24 protein-coding genes and 1 pseudogene are annotated in these 21278 nt (G+C 53.8%); 4 read left to right on the top strand and 21 right to left on the bottom strand.

From position 1 onward, the window contains the following. The 9 genes and pseudogenes from L691_RS30740 to L691_RS0116860 form a co-directional block, all read right to left on the bottom strand. Positions 1-444 (bottom strand): annotated as a pseudogene (locus L691_RS30740) (SpoIIIAH-like family protein); the annotation flags it as partial. Between the two features lie 63 nt (positions 445-507). Further along, a complete protein-coding gene (gene spoIIIAG / locus L691_RS0116895) occupies positions 508-1149 on the bottom strand; it encodes a stage III sporulation protein AG (RefSeq protein WP_025691611.1) in 642 nt (213 codons plus the stop codon). A gap of 45 nt (positions 1150-1194) precedes the next feature. Next, the gene (spoIIIAF, locus tag L691_RS29210) at positions 1195-1953 is read right to left on the bottom strand and encodes a stage III sporulation protein AF (RefSeq protein ID WP_025691610.1); all 759 of its coding nucleotides are present in this window, start codon (positions 1951-1953) and stop codon (positions 1195-1197) included. A 22-nt stretch (positions 1954-1975) separates the two neighbouring features. Next, positions 1976-3358: a stage III sporulation protein AE gene (gene spoIIIAE / locus L691_RS0116885; RefSeq protein WP_025691609.1), complete on the bottom strand. Its 1383-nt coding sequence runs from the start codon at positions 3356-3358 to the stop codon at positions 1976-1978. A 46-nt stretch (positions 3359-3404) separates the two neighbouring features. Continuing rightward, complete coding sequence (gene spoIIIAD / locus L691_RS0116880; RefSeq protein ID WP_025335734.1) at positions 3405-3794, bottom strand: stage III sporulation protein AD; 390 nt, start codon at positions 3792-3794, stop codon at positions 3405-3407. Positions 3795-3802: 8 nt separating this feature from the next. Further along, positions 3803-4006 (bottom strand): stage III sporulation protein AC, encoded by a 204-nt coding sequence (gene spoIIIAC, locus L691_RS0116875; protein WP_025335735.1) that lies wholly within the window; start codon positions 4004-4006, stop codon positions 3803-3805. Positions 4007-4019: 13 nt separating this feature from the next. Then, the gene (gene spoIIIAB, locus L691_RS0116870) at positions 4020-4538 is read right to left on the bottom strand and encodes a stage III sporulation protein SpoIIIAB (protein WP_025691608.1); all 519 of its coding nucleotides are present in this window, start codon (positions 4536-4538) and stop codon (positions 4020-4022) included. Continuing rightward, positions 4531-5529: a stage III sporulation protein AA gene (spoIIIAA, locus tag L691_RS0116865; RefSeq protein WP_025691607.1), complete on the bottom strand. Its 999-nt coding sequence runs from the start codon at positions 5527-5529 to the stop codon at positions 4531-4533. Before spoIIIAA ends, spoIIIAB begins: the two co-directional genes overlap by 8 nt. Before the next feature lie 82 nt (positions 5530-5611). Continuing rightward, positions 5612-5875, bottom strand: a complete 264-nt coding sequence (locus L691_RS0116860; protein WP_025691606.1) for a YqhV family protein — start codon at positions 5873-5875, stop codon at positions 5612-5614. Between the two features lie 263 nt (positions 5876-6138). On the opposite strand from L691_RS0116860, the gene L691_RS0116855 reads away from it, so the two are divergent. Then, positions 6139-6999: a YitT family protein gene (locus L691_RS0116855; RefSeq protein WP_051459393.1), complete on the top strand. Its 861-nt coding sequence runs from the start codon at positions 6139-6141 to the stop codon at positions 6997-6999. Between the two features lie 144 nt (positions 7000-7143). On the opposite strand, the gene L691_RS0116850 is transcribed toward L691_RS0116855, so the two are convergent. The 4 genes from L691_RS0116850 to L691_RS0116835 all read right to left on the bottom strand — a co-directional run bounded on the left by L691_RS0116850 (position 7144) and on the right by L691_RS0116835 (position 10900). Beyond that, positions 7144-8397, bottom strand: coding sequence for an aspartate kinase (locus L691_RS0116850; protein WP_025691604.1), 1254 nt, complete (start codon positions 8395-8397; stop codon positions 7144-7146). A 215-nt stretch (positions 8398-8612) separates the two neighbouring features. Continuing rightward, positions 8613-9170, bottom strand: a complete 558-nt coding sequence (gene efp, locus L691_RS0116845) for an elongation factor P (RefSeq protein WP_025691603.1) — start codon at positions 9168-9170, stop codon at positions 8613-8615. A 92-nt stretch (positions 9171-9262) separates the two neighbouring features. Continuing rightward, complete coding sequence (locus tag L691_RS0116840) at positions 9263-10333, bottom strand: M24 family metallopeptidase (protein WP_025691602.1); 1071 nt, start codon at positions 10331-10333, stop codon at positions 9263-9265. 75 nt (positions 10334-10408) lie between these two features. Further along, a complete protein-coding gene (locus L691_RS0116835; RefSeq protein ID WP_025691601.1) occupies positions 10409-10900 on the bottom strand; it encodes a YqhR family membrane protein in 492 nt (163 codons plus the stop codon). 226 nt (positions 10901-11126) lie between these two features. Between L691_RS0116835 and L691_RS0116830 the strand changes: the two genes are divergently transcribed. Then, a complete protein-coding gene (locus L691_RS0116830) occupies positions 11127-12071 on the top strand; it encodes a DUF1385 domain-containing protein (protein WP_156934263.1) in 945 nt (314 codons plus the stop codon). Between the two features lie 7 nt (positions 12072-12078). Then, positions 12079-12426: a hypothetical protein gene (locus L691_RS0116825; protein WP_025691599.1), complete on the top strand. Its 348-nt coding sequence runs from the start codon at positions 12079-12081 to the stop codon at positions 12424-12426. 20 nt (positions 12427-12446) lie between these two features. On the opposite strand, the gene L691_RS0116820 is transcribed toward L691_RS0116825, so the two are convergent. The 3 genes from L691_RS0116820 to mntR form a co-directional block, all read right to left on the bottom strand. Further along, a complete protein-coding gene (locus tag L691_RS0116820; RefSeq protein ID WP_025691598.1) occupies positions 12447-13439 on the bottom strand; it encodes a patatin-like phospholipase family protein in 993 nt (330 codons plus the stop codon). A gap of 79 nt (positions 13440-13518) precedes the next feature. Further along, the gene (locus L691_RS0116815) at positions 13519-15165 is read right to left on the bottom strand and encodes a family 10 glycosylhydrolase (RefSeq protein ID WP_025691597.1); all 1647 of its coding nucleotides are present in this window, start codon (positions 15163-15165) and stop codon (positions 13519-13521) included. A 132-nt stretch (positions 15166-15297) separates the two neighbouring features. Beyond that, positions 15298-15723 carry a transcriptional regulator MntR gene (gene mntR, locus L691_RS0116810; protein ID WP_025691596.1) on the bottom strand — a complete coding sequence of 142 codons (426 nt, stop codon included), beginning with the start codon at positions 15721-15723 and terminating at the stop codon, positions 15298-15300. Between the two features lie 198 nt (positions 15724-15921). On the opposite strand from mntR, the gene splB reads away from it, so the two are divergent. Next, complete coding sequence (gene splB / locus L691_RS0116805; RefSeq protein ID WP_051459392.1) at positions 15922-16998, top strand: spore photoproduct lyase; 1077 nt, start codon at positions 15922-15924, stop codon at positions 16996-16998. A 5-nt stretch (positions 16999-17003) separates the two neighbouring features. On the opposite strand, the gene L691_RS0116800 is transcribed toward splB, so the two are convergent. The 5 genes from L691_RS0116800 to metG all read right to left on the bottom strand — a co-directional run. Continuing rightward, positions 17004-17717, bottom strand: coding sequence for a cytochrome c biogenesis CcdA family protein (locus L691_RS0116800; RefSeq protein ID WP_025691594.1), 714 nt, complete (start codon positions 17715-17717; stop codon positions 17004-17006). Positions 17718-17802: 85 nt separating this feature from the next. Further along, positions 17803-18606 carry a metal ABC transporter permease gene (locus L691_RS0116795; RefSeq protein WP_025691593.1) on the bottom strand — a complete coding sequence of 268 codons (804 nt, stop codon included), beginning with the start codon at positions 18604-18606 and terminating at the stop codon, positions 17803-17805. A 357-nt stretch (positions 18607-18963) separates the two neighbouring features. Further along, complete coding sequence (locus L691_RS0116790; protein ID WP_025691592.1) at positions 18964-19713, bottom strand: metal ABC transporter ATP-binding protein; 750 nt, start codon at positions 19711-19713, stop codon at positions 18964-18966. A gap of 32 nt (positions 19714-19745) precedes the next feature. Further along, positions 19746-20708 (bottom strand): metal ABC transporter solute-binding protein, Zn/Mn family, encoded by a 963-nt coding sequence (locus L691_RS0116785; protein ID WP_025691591.1) that lies wholly within the window; start codon positions 20706-20708, stop codon positions 19746-19748. A 207-nt stretch (positions 20709-20915) separates the two neighbouring features. Then, on the bottom strand, positions 20916-21278 hold a 363-nt coding region (gene metG, locus L691_RS29205), incomplete at its 5' end, for a methionine--tRNA ligase subunit beta (RefSeq protein WP_036737279.1).

The following is a 21278-nucleotide window of genomic DNA, read 5'->3' as shown; positions in this document are numbered from 1 at the left end:
GGGAGCGGATGCGGTGGGGGCGGATGGAGCGGGAGCGGATGAAGCGGGGGCCGAAGCCGATGCCTGATCCTTGGCGCCTTCCGCCGCCTGATCTGCTGCGGATTTGCCGTCATCCGTTCCCGCCGAAGCGGGGCTGGAATCGCCTTCCGCTGAGCTTACCACGGCGTTCGGGTCGGCGGCCGAAGCCGAATCGGAGACTGCATTTGGATCAGCGGCCGTGGCCGAATCAGCGCCCTGCGGAGTCACTTCACTTGCCGTCGCGCCGCTGTCAGCCGCCGACGGAAGCGCGGAACCCGAGTCCTTAACGGTATCCACCTGAATCGTGCCGGCTGTATCCTTGGGCGAAGAAGATCCCGAGTCCTCCGTGAACAAATAGTAAGCGGAGAGGACCACCATCAAGCTGAGCATAGACACTAACCAGATTGTTTGTCTTTTGCCGTTCATTACGTTTCCTCCTTTTTGCTGTTCCTTCAGATTCGATGCCGAAACCATACCTTTTCGCGCTGCTTATTCCTGCTTACGCGGCACAACGGAGATGCGATAGCTTGGGACGTTCAACGCTTTTTCCACCGCCTGCATGATCAGCCCTTTCACTACCTTGTTCTCGGCTCCTTTGGCGACAATGAGCACGCCGCGAACCTGGGGCTTGATTCTTTTGGTAATAATCGGCTCCTCGTCTCCGGACTGGCTATAAGTGACGATTTCGCCGTTTCTCGTGTATGTGGTTGTATGGCGCTTGCCCCCGTTCGCGTCGGTCTCCTCGCTGAGCTGCTGCGAATCGTTCACATTACGCTGCACGATGACCTCCTCGGTGGAATCCACAGTCACCATAATATCCACCGTGCCAACCCCGACGATTTGCTCCAATATGCCTTTCATCTGGTTCTCCATTTCGCGCTCGATGCCGTCAAATGAACTGGTGCTTTCACCCGTCTGCTGCTGCATGGCCGCCTGTGAGTTCTGGGTTTGCGGGGGTTCTCTCCCCGTATTCTCGCTATCGAGCTTCTTCACATTGACAAAGGAATTAAACAGCATAATCGCCACGCCCAGGAGACCCAGGATGATCAGCCAGCGGAACGTGTGGTTTCGCTTCGGATTATCGGACCCGCCGCCGACCAGTTGCTCCAGCTTCTTCAGCCAATTGCCCACTATCGCTTGCCTCCTTCTTCATTTCCGGTCAGATGACCCCTGTCGTTACCATTTGTCCGCTCCGCCGTCCACTACTTGAATTTTGCCGGGATCAAGGCTCCAGTTCTTCTCTAGCAGCGCCGTTACCGCTTTGGCGTCCGCTCCGCCAGTTCCGCTTCCTTGATCCGTCCCGGCCGCCGCCGGAGCGTCCCCGCCTCCGCTTACGCCCTGTTCCTTCAGCCCCGTCTCTCCCCCGCCAGGTTCAACTTTGATATCCTCTACGGGTTGAACCATGATCGGAGTGCTTTCGCCGCTGCCGGAGCCACCGGGCGCATTGCCTTGCGCGGCGCTGGCTTCACCGGGAAGCGTAACAACCACCTGAGTTATGGCCGGAACCGAGGCTCCGTCCGCCTCATTCGTTAGAGCGAGCGTTACGTTCACATTCGCTCCGCGCTTCCCCGTCTCTGCTGCAATCTGCTCTTTCATCTGTCCGGCAATTTGCTGAGCGGCCAGCTTTAGGCTTTGGTCTCTGCCGCCCGCAGCGAGCTTCCGCCCGTCCGCCAAAATTTTTTGAAGCTCAGCGTCTACCGTCCCAGTATGTCCAGACGTCCCGCCGTCCGACCGTCGGAAAGCCAGGCCGAGCTCGGACGCCGCGTTGCCTTTCAGCAGCGAGACGATGGGACTGAGGAGCGTCAGCAGAATCAGCAGGCTGAGCACGAGCCTGGCATAGCGCTCCATCGACTTGCTCGGGAGCAGAAGCTCGACGAACGTCGCCAGCAGCACGATTAAAATAATCTCCCGCAGCCATCCTCCCAGCCAGCTCATGATCCACCTCCCTTGTATAGCGTTATCTCATCATGACCGTGACGTTTCCGGCCGTCAGCATGATGGTGACCGCCAGAAAGAACATGAGCGACACGGCGGCCAGGGCGGCGAACACAAAGATCATGCTCTTTCCGATGGTCTGCAGGCAGGATACGATCGGCGTGTCGCCGAGCGGCTGCATCACGGCTCCGGCTACGCTGTAAATGATAGCCAGCACAAGGATTTTGATCGCCGGGAACGCGCATAGGAACAGGATGATGATTACGCCTGACAGCCCGATCGCATTCTTCACCAGCAGTGAGGCGGTTATGACGGTGTCGGTGGCGTCCGCGAACATTTTGCCGATGACGGGTACGAAATTGCCGGTAATGTACTTGGCCGTCCTGAGCGTTACTCCATCCGTAACGGAGCTCGTAATGCCTCTGACGGAGATGACGCCTAGAAAAACGGTCAGCAGGACGCCAAGCACCCCAGTGCCGATATTCCTCAGCAGATTCGCAAGCTGGGTCAGCTTGTATTTATCCGAGATGGAGCTGACCAGATGCAGAACCCCCGAGAAGAACAGCAGCGGAAACACCATGGTATGGATCAAAGTACCGACCGTATGGATCATGAACACGATCAGGGGATGGGTCACCGAGACGGTTACGATATTGCCCATGGAAGCAAGCAGAGCAAACAGGAGCGGAATCATCGCCATCATGAAGTCGATCATCCGGTCGATGGCGTCCTTGGCATAGCCGATGGCGACATTAAAGCTGTTAACCGCGATAACCAGCACCACCATGAAACAGATCGTATACGCCACCTTGCTCACCATCTTGCGCTCAAACGCCGTCTGCAGTGTCTCCAGAATCATGCTCATTACGCTGATCATCACGATCGTGACGAGCAGCTTGCCGTTGTAGAGCACCTCATGCCACATGTAAGATAAGAGTCCTAGTACCACATTTTGCAGGCTGAGCCCTTTCCCGCCCGGCAGCAGCATATCCATGAGCGAAGGAGTGGACCCATCAGGAAAAAAGCCGCCGTAATCCTTCATCAACTGGTCCCAGTACCTCTCGACCTCGTCTTTGGGCAGTTCGTCCACCTGGCTCTTTACCCACTGGTCTATTGGCGTTCCGGTCTGACCGGTTTGCGCCCCGCTTGACGCCGCTGCAGTCACGGCCGGCTCCGCCGCTGCTCCGGCTTGATTCGCTGAATTTCCGGATTCGACCGGAATAGTCCCGGTTTGGCCCGTATGTGTCTCCGCTTGGCCCGGGTTATTGCCGAATTGGCCTGCGGCCATTCCTGGTTCGTCCACAGGCGACGCGTTGGCAGCCCGGCTCCATCCGATCAACACGAGACAGAGAAGCAGCAGCGCGGCACTAAGTTTGGGAGGTCGGAATATGCCGCGCTTTTTCATTGCCGTTGCTCCTTTCGATTGCATATAAGCCTGGCCTTATAGCGCCTTACGCGGGCAGCAGCTTCATGACGGTCTCAATAATGATGCCGATGATCGGCACAGCCAGCGTCATAATCAGCACTTTGCCGGCCAGTTCGATTTTGGAAGCGATCGATTCCTGGCCCGCGTCACGTACGATCTGGGCTCCGAATTCCGCGATATAGGCGATGCCGATAATTTTGAACACGGTCTTGAGATATACGGTCTCCATGCCCGAAGACTCCGCGAGCCGCTGAAGCGTGGATATGACACCGCCGATTTTGCCGATCAGAAACAGGAAGATGAGTATGCCCGTAGCCGCGGCCAGCAAAAAAGCGAACATCGGTTTTTGTTCTTTCAGCACAAGAATGAGAACGGTCGACATCAGCCCGATTCCTACGATTTGAATGATTTCCATAGCGCGGCCTATTGAAAAAGAAAGATCGTCTTGATTTCCTGCAGCAGTCCGTCCAGCATTCGGATGACCATGAACAGCACGACGACGAAGCCGATGACGGTCACCCAGTGGGCAATATCCTCTTTGCCCATCTGCTTGAGTACGGTATGAATCATGGCGATAATGATGCCGATGCCGGCAATTTGAAAGATCGCGTTGACTTCAATATTCATTCCTGGCACCTCGCTAAAAGATCAAAATGACGATGAGCGCCCCCAGCAGCAGTCCCAGGCTTTTGCTCACTTTTTCGTACTTGGCCTGGTCCTCGCGGGCCGAAATCTCCTCCTGCTTCAGCTGCTGCAGCGCCAGCGCAATATGGTTCGCTTGATTGCTTCGGTCGCTGGTGCCCAGGGTGCAGCTTAGCTGCCGGAGAACTTCCTGCTCCGGCGCCTTCATCGCGGTCGCCTTCCAGTGCGTTTCCATCGCCCGGCCCATCGCTTCCTGCGCGCTCTCGTTACGCGGCGCGCACATGCCTTCTGCGGCTGCGGCGAAGAGGCCCTTCAGCGGCTCCCTCGACTGGACGGCGATCCGCTTCATCGCTTCCGGCAGCGGCGTATAGCCGTACATGATCTCGGTCTCCAGCCGCTGAAGCGCGGCGGTCAGACCTCGGATGTGCCGGGGCCGGTCCGCGTACTGGCCAGCCCGCCTGAAGCCCGCCAGCGTGGCCGCGAGCAGAATCATCGCGGCGCCGAGAAGCTTAAGCATGGCGTTCGCCTCCTCTGTCTTCTCCGGAGTATACCGGGAGCGAGCGTTTGCGGCCGTCCAGCACGCGGAAGGAGAGTTCTCCCGCCGACCGGCGGAGGATGACATACCTTTCGAACATCCCCAGCTCGATAAGCCTGCCCAGACCGGGCCTTAGAGCCAACTCGGACACTTCCCGTCCGTGCGCGGCCGCCAGAACCGTAATTCCGGCGTGCAGCGCCTCGGTCACCGCCTCGGCATCCTCCGGCCGGCCAATTTCGTCCGCAATCAGCACATCCGGCGAAAGGGAGCGAATCATCATCATCATGCCCTCGGCTTTGGGACAGCCGTCCAGCACATCCGTACGCGGGCCAATATCGAAGGCGGGAATTCCTCTTCGGCTTCCGGCAATCTCGGAACGCTCGTCCACGATGCCTACCTTGAGGCCAGGCCTGCGCCCTTCCCTTCCTCCCTTGCTCCCGGCGGAAATCTGCCGGGCGAGATCACGGAGCAGCGTTGTCTTCCCATGCTGGGGCGGGGACAAAATGAGCGTGTGCATGACCCGCTGGCGGCTCCCGTCCAGAAGATGCGGCAGAAGCCGGTCGGCGACTCCGGGAATCTCTCTTGCGATCCGGACGTTGAATCCGCCGATGTCCCGCAGATGGCCTACGCTGCCTCCGCTTAGAACCGTCCGCCCGGCAAGTCCGATGCGGTGTCCTCCCGGGATGGTAATAAATCCCTTACGAAGTTCTTCTTCCATCGTATACAGAGAATGGTTGCTGATCAGATCAAGCATCCGGTGGCTGTCTTCGCGGTCAGGTCTATATGCCTCCTCCGGTTCCAGGGTCAGCCGCCCGGCCGCATCTACAAAATGGTATGTGCCTGCATAATTGATTTCCAGCGGACGTCCTTCCCTGATGCGAATTTCTTCTACCGTCTCCAGCAGCGTAACCGGCAGCCGGGACAGCGCGGCTTTCACTTTTTCGGGAAATAATTGAAGCCAGTCGTTAGCCATAAACCGTACCCCCAAGTTGTCCTCTTTGGAATGCTTTATTCCATATCTATGCTTGTACGTTCGCAATATGACTACCAATCTATCATTTTTTGAAAATGCCGATTAAGAGACACGCCACACCTATACCCACCCAAGCCAGCTTGCCTGGGGAGAGATCCTTCGCCATGCCCGTTAGTCCGATAGCCGTCGTCAGAATCAGCACGGTCGGACCGACCAGCGCGAGCCCCGAGTTAACCGCAAGCGCCTTGTCCACCTGGTTTAACCGCAGCATGATCAGCGCAGCAGTGATTTCCGCGCTGCCCGACAGCATCCGCAGAATAGCCATCCAGCTCACATACTTGTCCACCTTCGTTATAGCCCCCTCTGCCCGAAATTTCGGCGCGTCTTCCGAAAGCCGCCGGTTCCCGGCTGTTATATTCATAGATATGCGGGATTGTCCCGCTTTAGACAACAAGAATCCGGGCATAAAATCGGGTACAGGAATCCAATATATATGGAAAAGAAAACATTACGAAAAAAAAGTGATAGAAAAATCTCATCAGTGTGATAAAATATTTTTTGCAAATAGGATAACCAAGTCATGATACAGAAAGGAATGCTTCCATGCACATGCGTCATCAAGCAGTAGTCAACACTTTTGAAAGTCTTGCCAAAACGGCCAGAGAAGCAGCCATTGTCGTACTTTCCGCCCTCCTGGTCGCCGCCGGTCTCAAGCTGTTTCTCATCCCGCATCAGCTGCTCAGCGGAGGAGTGGCCGGAACGGCATCCGTCATCGGTTACTTGACCAATCCCAAGTATATTTCGCTCATCTATTTCGGCATCAATCTGCCGATTCTGCTCTGGGGCTTCGTTGCCGTAGGGAAAAAATATATCTGCCTCAGCATGCTCTGCGTCGCCAGCACAACCTGGTTTCTGACGATTATTCCCCAGGTGCAGGTGACCAAAGATCCGATTCTCGCCAGCGTCTTCGGCGGGGTTATTATTGCGGGAGGCGTCGGTTTCTCATTGCGTGCGGGCGGATCATCGGGAGGGTTCGATATTTTGGGCTCTATCATCACACGCAAGCGGGATGTGCCGATGGGAACGGTGTTGTTCATTTTGGACGGGGTAATTATTTTGACCCTCGGATTTATGAAAAGCTGGGATTCCGCGCTGTACGCCATGCTGTGTACCTTTGTGAAGAGCAAGGTGGTTGACATCATCCATATCCGGCATGTCAAACTGACCTGCTTCATCGTTACGAAACGGAAGGATGAGATGGTAGAGCAGCTGAACCGGCTTCCTCATGGCGTTACCGTGGTCAATACGGAAGGGGGCTACAGTCATGAAGGCAATACGATGCTGATGACGGTCACCACGCGGTACGAGCTTGCGGAACTGCGTAAGGCGGTTATCGAGGTCGATCCATCCGCGTTCGTCAATGTGCTGGAGACAGTGGAAATTCTGGGGAGGTTCAAACGGCTGGCATAAGGGCAGCTTATACATTCTTATCCATTAAAAAAAGGGACTGCCGAAAGCCTTGCCAGGCTCGCGGGACAGTCCCTTGTTGCTGCTTGCTGTATAGAAAATTTATGGATTATTCAGCGTGAAACTTTTTCAAGCATTGATGATAGTCTACCGGCGTACCTGCGGACCGCCTACAAATACCTGCTGGTCGGTATCCAGACCGTACGCCGTATGCAGCGCCTGGATAATCTCTTGAAGCTTGCCGGACTCCACAACGCAGGACACCTTGATCTCGGAGGTGCTGACCATCTTGATGCTGATTCCAAGACTTGAAATCACGTCGAACATCTGCGCAGCCACACCGGGATGGCTGACCATGCCCGCGCCAACAATGGAGATCTTGACCAGATTATCTTCCGAGGTTACTTCGCGGTATGGCAATTCTTGTCTGATTTGCCGGATAACCTCCTTGGCCTTTTCCATTTCGTCCAGCGAGACGGTGAAGGAGAAATCCGCTTCCCCGTTCTGTACGCCGCTCTGCACGATGATGTCGACGTTGATGCCTTCATCGGCCAGCTTTCCGAACACTTGAGCCAGTACACCGGGAACATCGGCCACTCCCGAAATACTGATCCGAGCCACACTTTTGTCGTATGCGATGCCGCTTACCGCCACTCCCTGCTCCATGCTTGCTTCCTCCTTCACCACAGTACCTTCGTTATAATTAAAGCTCGACCGCACAACCAGCTTCACCTGGTAGCGCTTTGCGTATTCCACCGCGCGCGGATGCAGCACGGCGGCGCCCAGGTTGGCGAGCTCCAGCATTTCGTCATATGAGATTTCCTTAAGCTTGCGCGCGTTCTTCACGATGCGCGGGTCGGTGGAATATACACCATCAACGTCGGTATAAATCTCGCACACGTCCGCCTTAATCGCCGCAGCAAGCGCAACCGCCGTCGTATCGGAGCCGCCGCGTCCGAGCGTCGTAATCTCGCCGTCCAGAGTCATCCCTTGAAAGCCGGCAACGATCACAATCTTGTCTCTCTCCAGCGCTTCCAGCACCCGGCGGGGCACAATCTCGTTAATCCGCGCCCGTCCATGTGTCTCATCCGTGCGGAAGCCGGCCTGCCAGCCGGTATAGGAAACAGCTTCCCGTCCAATGCCGGTTAGAGCGATGGTCAGCAGCGCAATGGAGATCTGCTCCCCTGTCGTCATCAGCATGTCCATCTCGCGCGCAGGCAGCTGGCTGCTGAGCAGCTTGGCCTGATCGATTAGATCGTCGGTCGTGTCCCCCATGGCGGAGACGACCACGACACAGCGATGGCCCTCATCCTGCTTGTCTGCGATGCGTTTGGCAACCCGCTTCATACGCTCGGCGTCGCCTACGGAGCTGCCTCCGAATTTCATGACATAAAGTGACAAAGCCTCATTCACTCCCTACTTCAAATTCTATGTAGCAGTTTATACATTCGGTTTCCCGCTTTTACACAGTATAATACGAAAGTGACCGGATGCGTTAATTATTTTTGCAAAAAAAGCGACATATCGTAAGGCTCATAAACGAGCCCGTGAACGCCAAAACCTCCCCGCATCCATGCGGGGAGGGCGGTATCGCGGCGTAACAAAACGAAGCGGTCTTACGCGCGGGAGATGTACTTGCCTTCGCGTGTATCGATCAGAAGAACGTCATCCTCGTTAATGAAGAGCGGCACCTGTACGGTATGTCCGGTCTCCAGCTTGGCTGCTTTTGTCGCGCCTTGGGCCGTATTGCCTTTTACGCCCGGCTCGGTTTCCACAACCTTGAGCTCAACGCTGGTCGGCAGGTTGATGCCGAGAAGCTCACCTTGGTAGCTGACGATGTTAACCGTCATGTTCTCTTTAAGGAAGTTCAGCTCCCACTCAAGCTGATCAGCATCAAGGCTGAATTGGTCATAGGTTTGGTTGTCCATGAACACATGCTCGGAACCGCTCGCATACAGATATTGCACAGCGCGGTTCTCAATGATGGCGCGGCCGATCGTCTCGCCCGCACGGAAAGTGCGTTCAACGGTGTTGCCGTTGCGCAGGTTCTTCAGCTTGGAGCGGACGAACGCCGCGCCCTTGCCCGGTTTAACATGCTGGAAGTCCAACACGGTAAAAATGTCGCCGTCCACCTCAACGGTCAGGCCTGTTTTAAAATCGTTTACAGAAATCACTAATAAACCCCTCCTGAATTCGAAAATAACTTGTCCTTATGAGAACAATTAAACTATTTCGGCCGTAACCTAGCAGATGGTTCTACCGAAATTTAGAGAACGGTGTAATCCTTGGATGAATGGGTCAATCTCTCGACGCCGGTCTCCGTTACGACTACATCATCCTCAATGCGGACGCCTCCGAGTCCCGGCACATAGATGCCCGGCTCCACGGTGACAACCATGCCCGGCTGAAGCACATCGTCGCTGAGCTTCGACAGACGCGGCCACTCATGAACTTCCATGCCAAGGCCGTGGCCAAGACTATGCCCGAACTGGTCTCCGTAGCCGTAGCGGGTGATAATATCCCGTGACAAAGCGTCGCATTCCTTGCCGGTCATGCCCGGCTTAATATGCTCCAGCGCGTACAGCTGAGCCTCCAGCACGATGTCGTAAATCTCTTTAAGTTTAGGGTCAGGGCTGCCCAGCGCGATCGTCCGCGTGATATCGGAGCAGTAGCCGTCCAGCAGCGCGCCAAAGTCAAACGTCACGAATTCATTATTCTGAATAACCTTCTGACTCGCAACGCCATGGGGCATGGAGGAGCGTTCTCCGGAAGCCACGATCGTATCGAAGGACGAGGCGGTCGCCCCGTGGCTCCGCATGTAGAATTCCATTTCCAGATCAACGTCCCGCTCGGTCATTCCCGGCTTAATCACATTCAGAATGTGCCGGAACGTGTCGTCGGCAAGATCCGCCGCTCTTCTCATCACGGCGAGCTCATCTTCATCCTTGAACATGCGAAGCTTCTCCACCGCTTGAGATACCGGAACAAGTTCGGCCGGCTTCAGCGCTTCCACGTATGACGTATAGGCGCTGTAAGACACGTCGTCCTGCTCGAAGCCAAGGCGTACCTGTCCGCCCTTCGGCAGCAGCTCGCGAACCGTGTCGATAAACTTCGGCCCATGCTGCACGACCTTAAGCCCCTTCACCTGTTCCGAAGCCTGGGTCATGTAACGGAAGTCAGTAAGCAAATAGCTCTCGTCGCCCGTAATCAGCACATAGCCGGATGAGCCGGTAAATCCGCTCAAATAGCGGCGGTTAATGCTGCTCGTGATTAACATCGCATCCAGACCGCGATCCTGTACTACCTTCCGCAGTTTGGAGACCCGGTTGTTGCCCATGATCATTCTCCTCTCGAAAATAGCCACATTGTATTGTAACATAGGGCCATGCCAACTGAGAAGTTTTTTTGAGTGTCAGGCCATTCCCGTACTGCTGTCCCTCTTGCGCTCGTCCGTGTATTCGGTCGCGGCCGTATAGCCAATGAACAGTCCCCATAGCAGGAACAGGCAAAATTCACTGATTAACGAATTCCAGGGAAGCCGAAAAGGCGGCTGCATCAGGAAGGACCAGGAGCATGCCAGAATGAGCACCGACCACCATACGATTCCATAGATCATACCTGCCCAAGGCCCCTTTATTTTGCGGAAAACCAGAACATACAAGATGGAACAAAGCACCGAGAAGCCGATAAACAGAAGATACCCGGTCAGCTGACCGGCGGCCGACATCAGAAATTTGTGCCGAAAGACCGGCTCGCCCAGAAAGCCCGGAATTACCTTCGTAAATTGAAGCGCATAGAATATCCAGTGCAATCCGCCCCAGATAAGGCCCGCAAAGAAACCCGTCTCAATCGCAAAAAACAACGGATTCGTCTTCTGCCGCTGCTGACTCGCCGCATTTCCCATTAAGCCGCACTCTCCTCTTTCTACTATAGATATAGGCCTTATAATTAGCCGCCGATCCTGCTTACAGACTAGTATGCGCAGGAAAGATCGTTCCAAGTAGAAATGTAAACAAAAATTAGTTACAATGTAGAATATAGAGCAGCAGTACACTACATTTTACAGGAAGGTGAATTGGTTGTCTCAGGAAACTCCGAGTTACGGCGGTCAAGCCGTCATCGAAGGCGTTATGTTCGGCGGCAAGCATGTCAATGTGACAGCCGTACGGCGGAAAAATCAAGAAATCACTTTTTTGGAGGTGCCGAGAAGCGAGAAGAGCTGGGTTGTAAAACTGCGCAAGATTCCGCTGCTTCGCGGCCTTGTCAGTATTATAGATGCCAGCGCCAAAGGCTCCAAGCATTTGAATTATTCCGCCGAGGCTTATGCGGAAGACGAGACGGAGCCGGAGGAACTCGCCAAGCAGAAGAAGCAGAAGGAGAAAGAAGAGGGCTGGGGTCTAGGGATGATACTGGGCGTAGCCGTCATGGGGATTTTGTCCTTCCTTGTCGGCAAAATTATTTTCACCCTTGTTCCCGTGTTCGTAGAAGATTTTTTGTTCGGTAATGCATTCAAGAACTACGTTCTGCACAACCTCATTGAAGGGGCCATTAAGCTGGTCCTGCTGCTGGTCTATCTGTGGGTCATCTCCCAGACCCCTGTGATCAAAAGATTGTTCCAGTATCACGGCGCAGAGCATAAGGTCATTAGCGCATTCGAAGCCGGCGATGAATTGACGGTAGAAAATGTGCAGAAGCACAGCCGCCTGCATTACCGGTGCGGAAGCAGCTTCATGATGCTGACGATTGTGCTGGGCGTTATCATTTACTCCATTGTGCCATGGGATACCCTGGTGGAGAGAATTGTACAACGGCTTATCCTGCTCCCGCTCGTTATCGGTGTATCCTTCGAAGTGCTGAAGGGCACTAACGCCGTACGTGAACTTCCGGTGCTGCGCTATCTTGGCTATCCCGGACTATGGCTTCAACTGCTTACAACGAAAGAACCGAAGGACGATCAGGTGGAAGTATCGATCGCCTCCTTCAACCGCATGCGCGAATTGGATGCGGCAATCGAAGCAAAAGGATATCAACAATCAAGTGTAACCGGAGGCATATTGGACCCTGTGAAAGGATGAGTGGCCTATGAAATGGCATGCTTTGATTTTTTGGAGCGCAGTACTGCTAGCGGTTTTCGGTCTCGTATCGGGTTTGGCGGCAGATGGCCTCAGCTCGCTGAGTGGCTTTGTCATTCCCGTCGCTTTATTCCTTGTTTTGTACCTGCTCTACAAGTTCCCGCCCCGCCGGTATGCCGGAAGCGGCAGCCGCAGACAGCCTAAAATCAAGGTAAAGCCTTCCCAGAAGACATTGGCGAAGGTCGCAGGCATGCGAAAGAGCCAGCCGCCGGCCGGCAAACGCAAGACCTATCCTTTTCGAGTCATTGAAGGCAGCAAAGGGAAGAACGAAGATGAACAGTTGCCCAGATATCACTGATTTATGCACGGTACCCGCGTTCACGCATTCCATCTAGAGTGCGGGGACGCTTTTTTATTTACAATCAGCAGCTTCTCAAGCCGTCCCGGACGCCATTTCCGGAAAAACTCCTTTCCCGCATGGTATCCGGAATTGTACAGTGCCGTACTCTCTTCAGGAGTCAGCTCAAATTGGACCGTGCCGATGCCAAGTGTGGGAATTTTGACCGTGCGGACAATCTTCTCCTGCTCGATATAGCGCTCGTCATGCGCCGACAGCATCGTTCCGACTAGCGCCTGAAGCATACTGAAAGGCCCTGTGATCCGGTGGGCCTGAGGTGCTGTGTGCCCGACCATCTGATACCCGACGACCGGAACCTTTACCGCTCCCTGCCCTCCGGGTTCTTTTTCTTTTTTCTCAAACAGCCATATCGGAAAGTTGCTCAGCAATCCTCCGTCCACCATGTAGACAAACTGTTCGGCAAAAGACTTTCCTTCCGCCGCTTTTCCGCTCCTGCGCAGCATCACCGGATCGAAGAAGTACGGAATGCTGCAGCTCATGCGCACCGCCTTGGCCACTTCGAAATAATCGGGGTTGATCCCATACTCCTCAAGTCCCTCAGGCAAGATAACAAGCCTGCCATCTGTTATGTCGGAAGCGATGATCGACAGCTTGCCCGGAGGAAGATCGCGAAAAGAAACAATTCCCTTCTGCCGTAAAATGCCGCGTATCCATGATTCCAGCGCCTCTCCCGAGTAGAGCCCCTTTTTCAGCATCACCCGCAGAGCGGGACCGATTAGCTTGGTATTAAAGAACGGCGAGCGTTTCAAAAAAGAACGGAACGAGGTACCCCGAATAATTCTGCTCATTTCCTCCCCGCTATACCCGGCTGCAAGCAGTGAGGCGACAATAGAGCCCGAGGAGGTGCCTGCTACCCTATTGAACGTAACGCCCGCATCCTCCGACGCCTGAACCGCTCCCGCAAGCGAAATGCCCTTTACGCCGCCGCCTTCAAAGACCGCATTGATTTCCATAAACGGCAATCCCCCGTTCCCATAGACTTATACTGCTTATCTATGAGCACGGGGGATATTTAATGCCTGAAAAGCCCGGTCAGGACTTAAAATAAAAGGTCAGCAAGCTGCTTAAATCCGATGGATTGCGCACCACAATGTCATTGGCCCGGAACATGATGCTGCCCTGCACTTCGGCATATTTTTCGTTGAATTTCAGTTGGTTGATAATCTGCTCGCCGCTCTGCCATTCGGCGCTTTGGTCCGCTGCGCCCACCTTGTAGGCCGCCTGGCCAATATACAGCTTCACGCCCGTGTTCCGAACCTCGCTCGCCCACCATTCCACCAGCTTGTCGTATCTGGCTGCATTAAAGGATAGGCTCCAATAAATTTGCGGTGCGATATAATCGACCCAATCCTGCTTGATCCAGGTCCGAACGTCGGCGTACATATCGTCATATGCGGACACGCCTGCCGTCGTATCCGAACCGGTGCTGTCCATCTTGCTATTGCGCCAGACGCCAAAGGGGCTGATGCCATATGAAACCTCGGGCTTCAGCGCATGAATCTGCTTCCCGAGCTCGCGAACGAAGTCGTTGACATTATCACGCCGCCAGTCGGCTTTGCTTGCGATATTTTTAGCGTTATAGGTTTTGAAGGTGCTGTCATCATCAAAAGAGGAAGACGGATAGAAATAGTCGTCTAAATGAACGCCGTCGATCGAGTAGCCCTTCACGACTTCAAGCACCGTATCGATGATGCTCTGACGCGCCTCCGGGATTCCCGGATTAATGTAAAGCTTCTCGGACGCCTTAACGATCCACTCCGGATGAGCCTTGGCGACATGATTAGCGGCAAGCGACGCCGTCCCAGCATCTGTTGTCGCCCGGAACGGATTGAACCAGGCATGGAACTGCATCCCCCTTGCGTGCGCCGCGCCGATCATGAACTCAAGCGGATCATAGCCCGGGTCCTTGCCCTGGGTACCGGTCAGCACTTTGGACCAGGGAACAAGCGAGGACGGGTACAGGCTGTCGCCGCTTGGGCGCACCTGCACGAATACGGCATTGAATCCGATGGCCTTCAGCTTGTCGAGCAAGCTGATGAACTCTTTTTTCTGTTGATCGATCTTCCCTATCGAAGAAGCAGAGGGCCAGTCCAGGTTGTACACGCTGGATATCCAAACCCCTTTCATTGCCTTGGAGCCAGCTCCGGGAATACTGGGAACGGTTGGCTTTGGAATCACGGGCACGGTCGGTACGGATGGCGTCTGCGGATTTACCGGGTCGCTTGCCTGCGGAGGCTCGTCGCCAGTATATAGCGAAATCTGCTTGGCGGCTTTATTCCATACAACCTGAAGCCCGAGATTCTCCGCCACGAACCGTATCGGCACCATAATCCGCCCCTGTCTGATCACGACCGAATTATCCAGAGAAACGGATGCTCCGTTCACCATTGCCGTTTTTTTACCATTCGTAAGCTTCAGTTCATTGCTGCCCTTGACGATCGTAACGGTCTTGCTGCTCTGACTCCACCCCGTCTGGGCGCCAAGACCTTGGCTAATCACTCCGAGCGGCACCATTGTGACATTCTTTGAAGTAATATACGGCGGCACATCGCTCGCAAGCGGGATTCCGTCAAGCTCAATTGTAATTACGGCTGATGCCGCCCGAGCGGCGCCGGAAGACAGCAGCGGTACACAAAGCACAATAAGCAGCATTCCGATGACCCAATTCTTCAGTTTCATAATTCCTCCCCAAACCTCCGGTTATGTAACATGCTACTCATTTGGACGAGGAAAAATGGAAAAGGTTGCGCAAAAAGCAAAAGAAACGGATCTACTGTCCAATTCAGGACAATATCCGTTTCCTGTTTGTGCTCATGATTCGCTGTATAATTCCTGATGAATCTGATTTAACATCTGAATTCTGCGCTCATCCCGGCGGAAAAATTCCACAAGCGACTCTATGCATGTAATGGAATCCCAGCTTAAATGATGCTCAATTCCTTCGACATCCCGGTATATATTCTGCTCCTGGACGCCAATAATCGCGAGAAACTCTTCCAGCAGCTTGTGGCGGTCCACCAGACGTTTCCCTACTTTTTTTCCTTTAGTGGTCAGGACGAGCCCGCGATATTTCTCGTAGATGAGATATTCGTCCTTATCCAGTTTTTGGATCATTTTGGTAACGGAAGAGGGATGAACCTCCAGACCCTCGGCAATATCCGATACCCGCGCATAGCCTTTCTCATCGATCAGCTTGTAGATGCGCTCCAAATAATCCTCCATGCTGGGTGTTGGCATGCAATTACCTCTTTTCTATAATGACCATGGTCCTAAGACCAAACCTTGTTCTAACAATGATACATGTTTCTCCCCAAGCTTGGCAAGTCGAAAGCACACATGTTCTGCGCCCAATCTGCACAGCATTGCCAGGATTTTCGGACCTCGGATTCGGCAAAATAAGCTTATCCCTTTTTGAAAAGGAGTGTGTGTAAGTTTATGACCGTGCTGACGCCGGAGCATAGAGCCGCCCAAACGCCAAGGAAACCGACGAGCCTGTTTATTCCGGAACTGGTGTATTTCGAGCCGGACGCGCTTTCTTACCCCAAGGGAGAGCGGATCATGGAATGGGTGCGGGAACGCGGTATACCTTATCGTATGACCACTTCGCATAACCGTATTACCAATCTTCCCGGAGAAGGCGAACTGGAGCAGTACAAAATCGCCAAGCGAACTCTTGTCGTCGGCGTACGCAAAACCCTTGAATTCGACCAATCCAAGCCTTCCGCAGACTACGCCATCCCCATCGCCACCGGCTGCATGGGCCATTGCCATTATTGTTATTTGCAAACAACGCTCGGAGCCAAGCCGTATATTCGAATTTATGTCAACACCGGGGACATCATGGCTGCGGCCAAACGTTATATCAAGGAGCGCGAGCCCGAAACTACGACCTTTGAAGCAGCCTGTACCTCTGACCCGCTTGGAATTGAGCATATTACCGGCTCGCTCGCGGAGCTTATTACATTTATGGCCGAGGAGCCGCTGGGGAGGCTGCGCTTTGTGACCAAATTCCAACATGTGCAGCCGTTGCTGGGAATCGCGCACAACCATCATACCCGCATCCGGTTCAGCGTCAACGCAGGTTATGTTATCCGCAATTTCGAGCCGGCCACCGCCCGTTTCGAGGAACGGATCGAGGCCGCCGGACAAGTGGCTCGCGCCGGTTATCCGCTGGGGTTCATCATCGCGCCGATCATCTGGCATGACGGTTGGCAGGAAGGCTATGCCGAACTGCTGGCGAAGCTTGCGCAGGCGCTCCCTCCCGAAGCGGGCAAAGACCTGACCTTCGAAATGATCCAGCACCGGTTCACCAAGACGGCCAAAGCGGTCATTGAGAAGCGCTATCCGAAGACCAAGCTCGAGATGGATATAGAGAAGCGCAAGAAAAAATGGGGCCGCTGGGGGCAAAACAAATACGTGTATCCCGATGAGCAGCAAAACGCCCTGCGCGAATTTATCACAGAGCGTATTTTTGAGTATTTTCCGGCAGGCCGGATCGAATATTTCACCTAAACTCCTTAGAATTTAAGCCAACCCGGAGTAATGCCCTGCAGCCAAATGGTAATGCGGAACATCTGATCCGTAAACAGCAGAATGCCCATAAAGACCATCAGCGCTCCGCCGATTTTCATCAGAGGACCCGAATATTTCAGCAGCCGCCGCGCCCCGCCAACGAAGAAGGCCAGCACGAAAAAAGGCAGCGCGAACCCGATGCTGTACGCCGTAATCAACTTCAGCCAGGTTCCCGGTTCGCTAGCCGACAGGGCGATAATCGCCGTCAGGATCGGACCGATGCATGGTGACCATCCAGCGGAGAAGCCGATGCCGAAAATAAAGGAACCGGCGTAGCCCGCCGGTTTCCGGCTGAATTCCAGCTTACGCTCGCGCATAAGGAAGCGGGGCTGAAAAATTCCCAGCAGAAATAGTCCCATCCCTATGATCAGGATGGCGGACAATCGGCGAATCAGCTCGCGCTGTTCAATGAAGAACTGCCCGAATACGCCGGCGCCGAAGCCGAGCGTATAAAAGACCGCCGAAAACCCCAGAATAAACGCCAGTGTATGGCTGAGCGTGCGAAGACGGGCTTCCCCTCTCTGTTCTCCCGTTCTTAGCTGCTGGACCGACAGCCCGGTTATGTATGATAAGTAAGAAGGATACAGCGGCAGACAGCAGGGGGAAATGAAAGAAGCCAGACCGGCGGCCAAAGCGATTCCCGCGTTAATGTTGGACACTGCGGCATCTCTCCTTCAGTCACATTGCCGGGAGCCTTTGGGCTTCCGGTTTTTGCTGCTGCTTTCTCATCCTATCCGGCCAATTCTACAGGCGAACTCCCTTTTTACCGGCCAGTGTCAGCGCGAGAAGGGCAATCAGCAGCAGAACAATCGTCGCGCCCGGCGCCAGATTCCAAATCCCCGCGATGACCAGCCCGCTGACAACGGCAATTTCCGCTATGACAACGGATAAAATAACGGCGATTCTAAAGCTGCGCGATAGCAGCAGGCTGATCGCCACCGGAATGGTCAAGAGCGCGGATACGAGCAGAGAGCCGACGATTTTGATCGCGGTGCTGATAACGAGAGCCGTCAGGATGGTGATCAGCACATTAAGCATCTTAACAGGCAGTCCGCTTACACTGGCAGCATCCTCCTCGAAGCTGAGCAGAAAGAATTCCTTGAAAAACACCGACATCACGACTACCACCACAAGGGTCACGATGCCGACGACCAGCAGATCGGTATTGTCTAGCGTATAAATGCTGCCGAACAAGTAGCTGATGACATCGGCATTATACCCTTTTCCCAAGGTGAAAAATAATGAAGCCAGCGCCACACCGCCCGACATAATAACGGCGATCGACAGCTCGGCGTAGGTTTTATAGGCTTTGCGAAGCTTCTCTATCCCGAAGGAAGCCGCGACGGCAAAGATCAGTCCCGCTCCCAGCGGGTAAAAGCCAGTCAAAAATCCGAGCGCCACTCCAGCGATCGTGACATGGGCCAGCGAGTCCCCAATCATCGACAGCCGTCTAAGCACAAGAAAAACGCCTATAAGCGGCGCCGTAATCCCAATCAACAGGCCGCCCGCGAGCGCCCGTTGAAAAAAATCGCTGAATAGAATATCCAATGTGAAGTTTCCCCTCCCAAACCCTCCCCACCGGGGAGGGCCCCAAGGGCTGCGCCCTCTGGACACCCGCAAATTTTGGCGAAGGTGTTCAGGGGGGCGCTCCCTGGGTGTTTGACTCAATGAGCGCTTACGTCCCAAAAGGCGGGACACGCTTGACTTTTTTCGTACCTAGATTAAAAGCTTAAAGGTCAAAGGCATGATCGGCTAATGTTGTACAATGGCCGATCCTATTAAAAAACGAAGATCAGAACCTTAAAGATTAAAGGCTTGATCATCTAATGTTGTACAATGGCCGATCGTATTAAACCTTAAGGGCAAGGGCCTGATTACCTAATGTTGTACAATGGCCAATCTTTATTATGTGAGCGTATGCTGCAGGTCTTTGGCGGCACAGTTCTGAAGCTCATGCGAGTGGCGGGAATAGAAATTGATTTTGCCGTTGCACTTCAAAGGGTCCTCGCCGAGATAATTTTGGATCATATCGATGTCATGCGATACCATCAGGAATGTCATATGATGATGGGCATGCATATGTGTAATCAGATCGAAGAACGCAGCCTGCGTCTCGATGTCGATGCCGACCGTAGGTTCGTCCAGAATGAGCAAATCCGGATGGTTAATCAGTGCCCGCGCCAGAAAGACGCGCTGCTGCTGGCCGCCGGACAGCATGCCGACCCTTTTGTTCTGAATGCCCTCAATGCGCATCACTTCCATTGCGTCATCACATTTGCACTGCTCAGCTCGGGAGATGCGCCGAAATACTTTTTTGTTATTGTATAGTCCGGACATGACCACTTCCCGTACCGTGGCAGGAAACAGCGGGTTGAACGCATTTTTTTGCGGCACATAACCGATTCGTTCCCAATCCTTGAACTTGCGGACCGGTTGGCCGAACAGGCGGATCTCGCCTTCGGCTGCTGGAAGCAGGCCAACGATCATTTTAAGCAGCGTAGTCTTGCCGGCTCCATTCGAGCCGATAATGCCAACAAAATCGCGTTCTCTCACCGTAAAATTCAAATCGGAAATGACCTTCTGTTCCCCGTAGGAAAACGAGAGGTTCTGTATATCGATCATATGCTGGTGGCAGTCCAGGGATACCGGTTGCATGGCAATCCCCCCTTTCACGTAGGCTTTCTCCCTTATTTTAAAGCCAGAATTAAATTTTGCAAATTTTTCTCCATAAGTGTGTAATAATTTTCATTGTTTTTCTGATCCTGCTCCGTAAGCCCCTCTACCGGATTAAGCACCATTGTGGACACGCCCGCTTCGGCGGCTAACGTCTTGGCCAATTTGTCCGAAACCAGTTCCTCGAAAAAAATATAACGAATGCCCTCTTTTTTCACCAGTTCCGCCAGCTTCACCAAATCCTGCCCACGCGGCTCTGCGTCCGGAGACAAGCCCATAATCGCATGCTGGGTAAGGCCGTAATCACGGCACAGATAAGCAAATGCCTGATGGGACACCACGATCTCTTTATTCGGGACCTTTGCCAGCTCCGCTGCAAACTTGGCATCTAGCGCCTTCAGACGCTCCGCAACCTTGCTGTAACGCTCTTCATATCCGTCTTTATGGGCGGGATCAACCTGCACCAGGCTGTTTTTAATATTTTCAGCCATCAATAGAGCCGATTTCGGGCTGACCCAGGTATGCGGATCGGTATGCAGCGAGTCCCCGGATGCTTCCTCTTTGTGCTCTCCGCCGTGATCATGCTCATCTTCTTCATTCGTCATGATATAATTGATGCCTTTGCTTACTTCGACCGCCTGAACCTTACTGCCGCTGTCGAGACCTTTCAGAAAATTCGGCACCCAGCCCTCCAGCCCAGCACCGTTGTACAGAAACAGCTGCGCTTTGGAGGTATTCACGATATCTTGACTGCGCGGCGTCCAGTCATGCGGCTCCACGCCGACCGGCAGCAGATTGATAGCATTGACGTCTTCCCCGCCGATTTCCTTAGCAAACTCATAAATAGGGTAAAAAGTGGTAACTACGTTCACCTTGTCTTCCACGATCGCACCGCTGCTCTTCGGGCCGCACCCGGACAGCAGAAGCGCCAGCAGTATAAGGGGAAGCGCCAGTCCCTTGATTCCTTTGAATAACATGTTATATGTTTCTCCTCCTGATCGTAAACTTTACTATTAGATTATAGTCGTAATCGTTACGATAAGTCAATCGCCTAATAATCATTCTTTCGGTAATAGAGCGATTTATACTATTCTTTACTATTTTTAATAGAAAAAAAGCAGCCCGGTCCAATGACCGAGCCGCATCGAAACGAAACTTTTAGTCAAGCCTCATGCTTCTTCAATCTATTTTACAACTGCGCCATTAGGCATCGAATCGGGTACTGTAGCAATCGTAAGCTGGTCACCCTTGGAAGCCGCCAAAATCATGCCCTGCGACAGCTCGCCGCGCAGCTTCACCGGCTTCAGGTTCACGATGCAGATCACCTTGCGTCCGACAAGCTCCTCCGGCGTATAGAACTTGGCGATGCCGGACACAACCTGGCGCTGCTCATAGCCGAGATCGAGCTGCAGCTTCAGCAGCTTGTCGGCCTTCTTCACCGGCTCGGCGGCAAGCACCTGCGCCACCCGCAGCTCGGATTTGGCGAAATCGTCGATGCCGATTTCTTCTTTATGCTCTTCTTCCGGCTCGGTGGCAGCTGCCGGTTG

This window comes from Paenibacillus zanthoxyli JH29, from assembly GCF_000520715.1.
In the GTDB taxonomy this organism is placed as follows: Bacteria; Bacillota; Bacilli; order Paenibacillales; family Paenibacillaceae; genus Paenibacillus_AQ; species Paenibacillus_AQ zanthoxyli.
The sequence above is the reverse complement of the archived record's forward strand: the minus strand, read 5'-3'. Positions and strand labels throughout refer to the sequence as shown.

What these genes read in the sequence shown, in the direction of transcription:
- spoIIIAF (WP_025691610.1), bottom strand. Translation starts at nt 1,953, where the DNA reads ATGAGCTGGCTGGGAGGATGGCTGCGGGAGATTATTTTAATCGTGCTG.
- spoIIIAE (WP_025691609.1), bottom strand. Translation starts at nt 3,358, where the DNA reads ATGAAAAAGCGCGGCATATTCCGACCTCCCAAACTTAGTGCCGCGCTG.
- spoIIIAD (WP_025335734.1), bottom strand. Translation starts at nt 3,794, where the DNA reads ATGGAAATCATTCAAATCGTAGGAATCGGGCTGATGTCGACCGTTCTC.
- spoIIIAC (WP_025335735.1), bottom strand. Translation starts at nt 4,006, where the DNA reads ATGAATATTGAAGTCAACGCGATCTTTCAAATTGCCGGCATCGGCATC.
- spoIIIAB (WP_025691608.1), bottom strand. Translation starts at nt 4,538, where the DNA reads ATGCTTAAGCTTCTCGGCGCCGCGATGATTCTGCTCGCGGCCACGCTG.
- spoIIIAA (WP_025691607.1), bottom strand. Translation starts at nt 5,529, where the DNA reads ATGGCTAACGACTGGCTTCAATTATTTCCCGAAAAAGTGAAAGCCGCG.
- L691_RS0116855 (WP_051459393.1), top strand. Translation starts at nt 6,139, where the DNA reads ATGCGTCATCAAGCAGTAGTCAACACTTTTGAAAGTCTTGCCAAAACG.
- L691_RS0116840 (WP_025691602.1), bottom strand. Translation starts at nt 10,333, where the DNA reads ATGGGCAACAACCGGGTCTCCAAACTGCGGAAGGTAGTACAGGATCGC.
- L691_RS0116835 (WP_025691601.1), bottom strand. Translation starts at nt 10,900, where the DNA reads ATGGGAAATGCGGCGAGTCAGCAGCGGCAGAAGACGAATCCGTTGTTT.
- L691_RS0116830 (WP_156934263.1), top strand. Translation starts at nt 11,127, where the DNA reads ATGTTCGGCGGCAAGCATGTCAATGTGACAGCCGTACGGCGGAAAAAT.
- L691_RS0116825 (WP_025691599.1), top strand. Translation starts at nt 12,079, where the DNA reads ATGAAATGGCATGCTTTGATTTTTTGGAGCGCAGTACTGCTAGCGGTT.
- L691_RS0116820 (WP_025691598.1), bottom strand. Translation starts at nt 13,439, where the DNA reads ATGGAAATCAATGCGGTCTTTGAAGGCGGCGGCGTAAAGGGCATTTCG.
- L691_RS0116815 (WP_025691597.1), bottom strand. Translation starts at nt 15,165, where the DNA reads ATGAAACTGAAGAATTGGGTCATCGGAATGCTGCTTATTGTGCTTTGT.
- mntR (WP_025691596.1), bottom strand. Translation starts at nt 15,723, where the DNA reads ATGCCAACACCCAGCATGGAGGATTATTTGGAGCGCATCTACAAGCTG.
- splB (WP_051459392.1), top strand. Translation starts at nt 15,922, where the DNA reads ATGACCGTGCTGACGCCGGAGCATAGAGCCGCCCAAACGCCAAGGAAA.
- L691_RS0116790 (WP_025691592.1), bottom strand. Translation starts at nt 19,713, where the DNA reads ATGCAACCGGTATCCCTGGACTGCCACCAGCATATGATCGATATACAG.
- L691_RS0116785 (WP_025691591.1), bottom strand. Translation starts at nt 20,708, where the DNA reads ATGTTATTCAAAGGAATCAAGGGACTGGCGCTTCCCCTTATACTGCTG.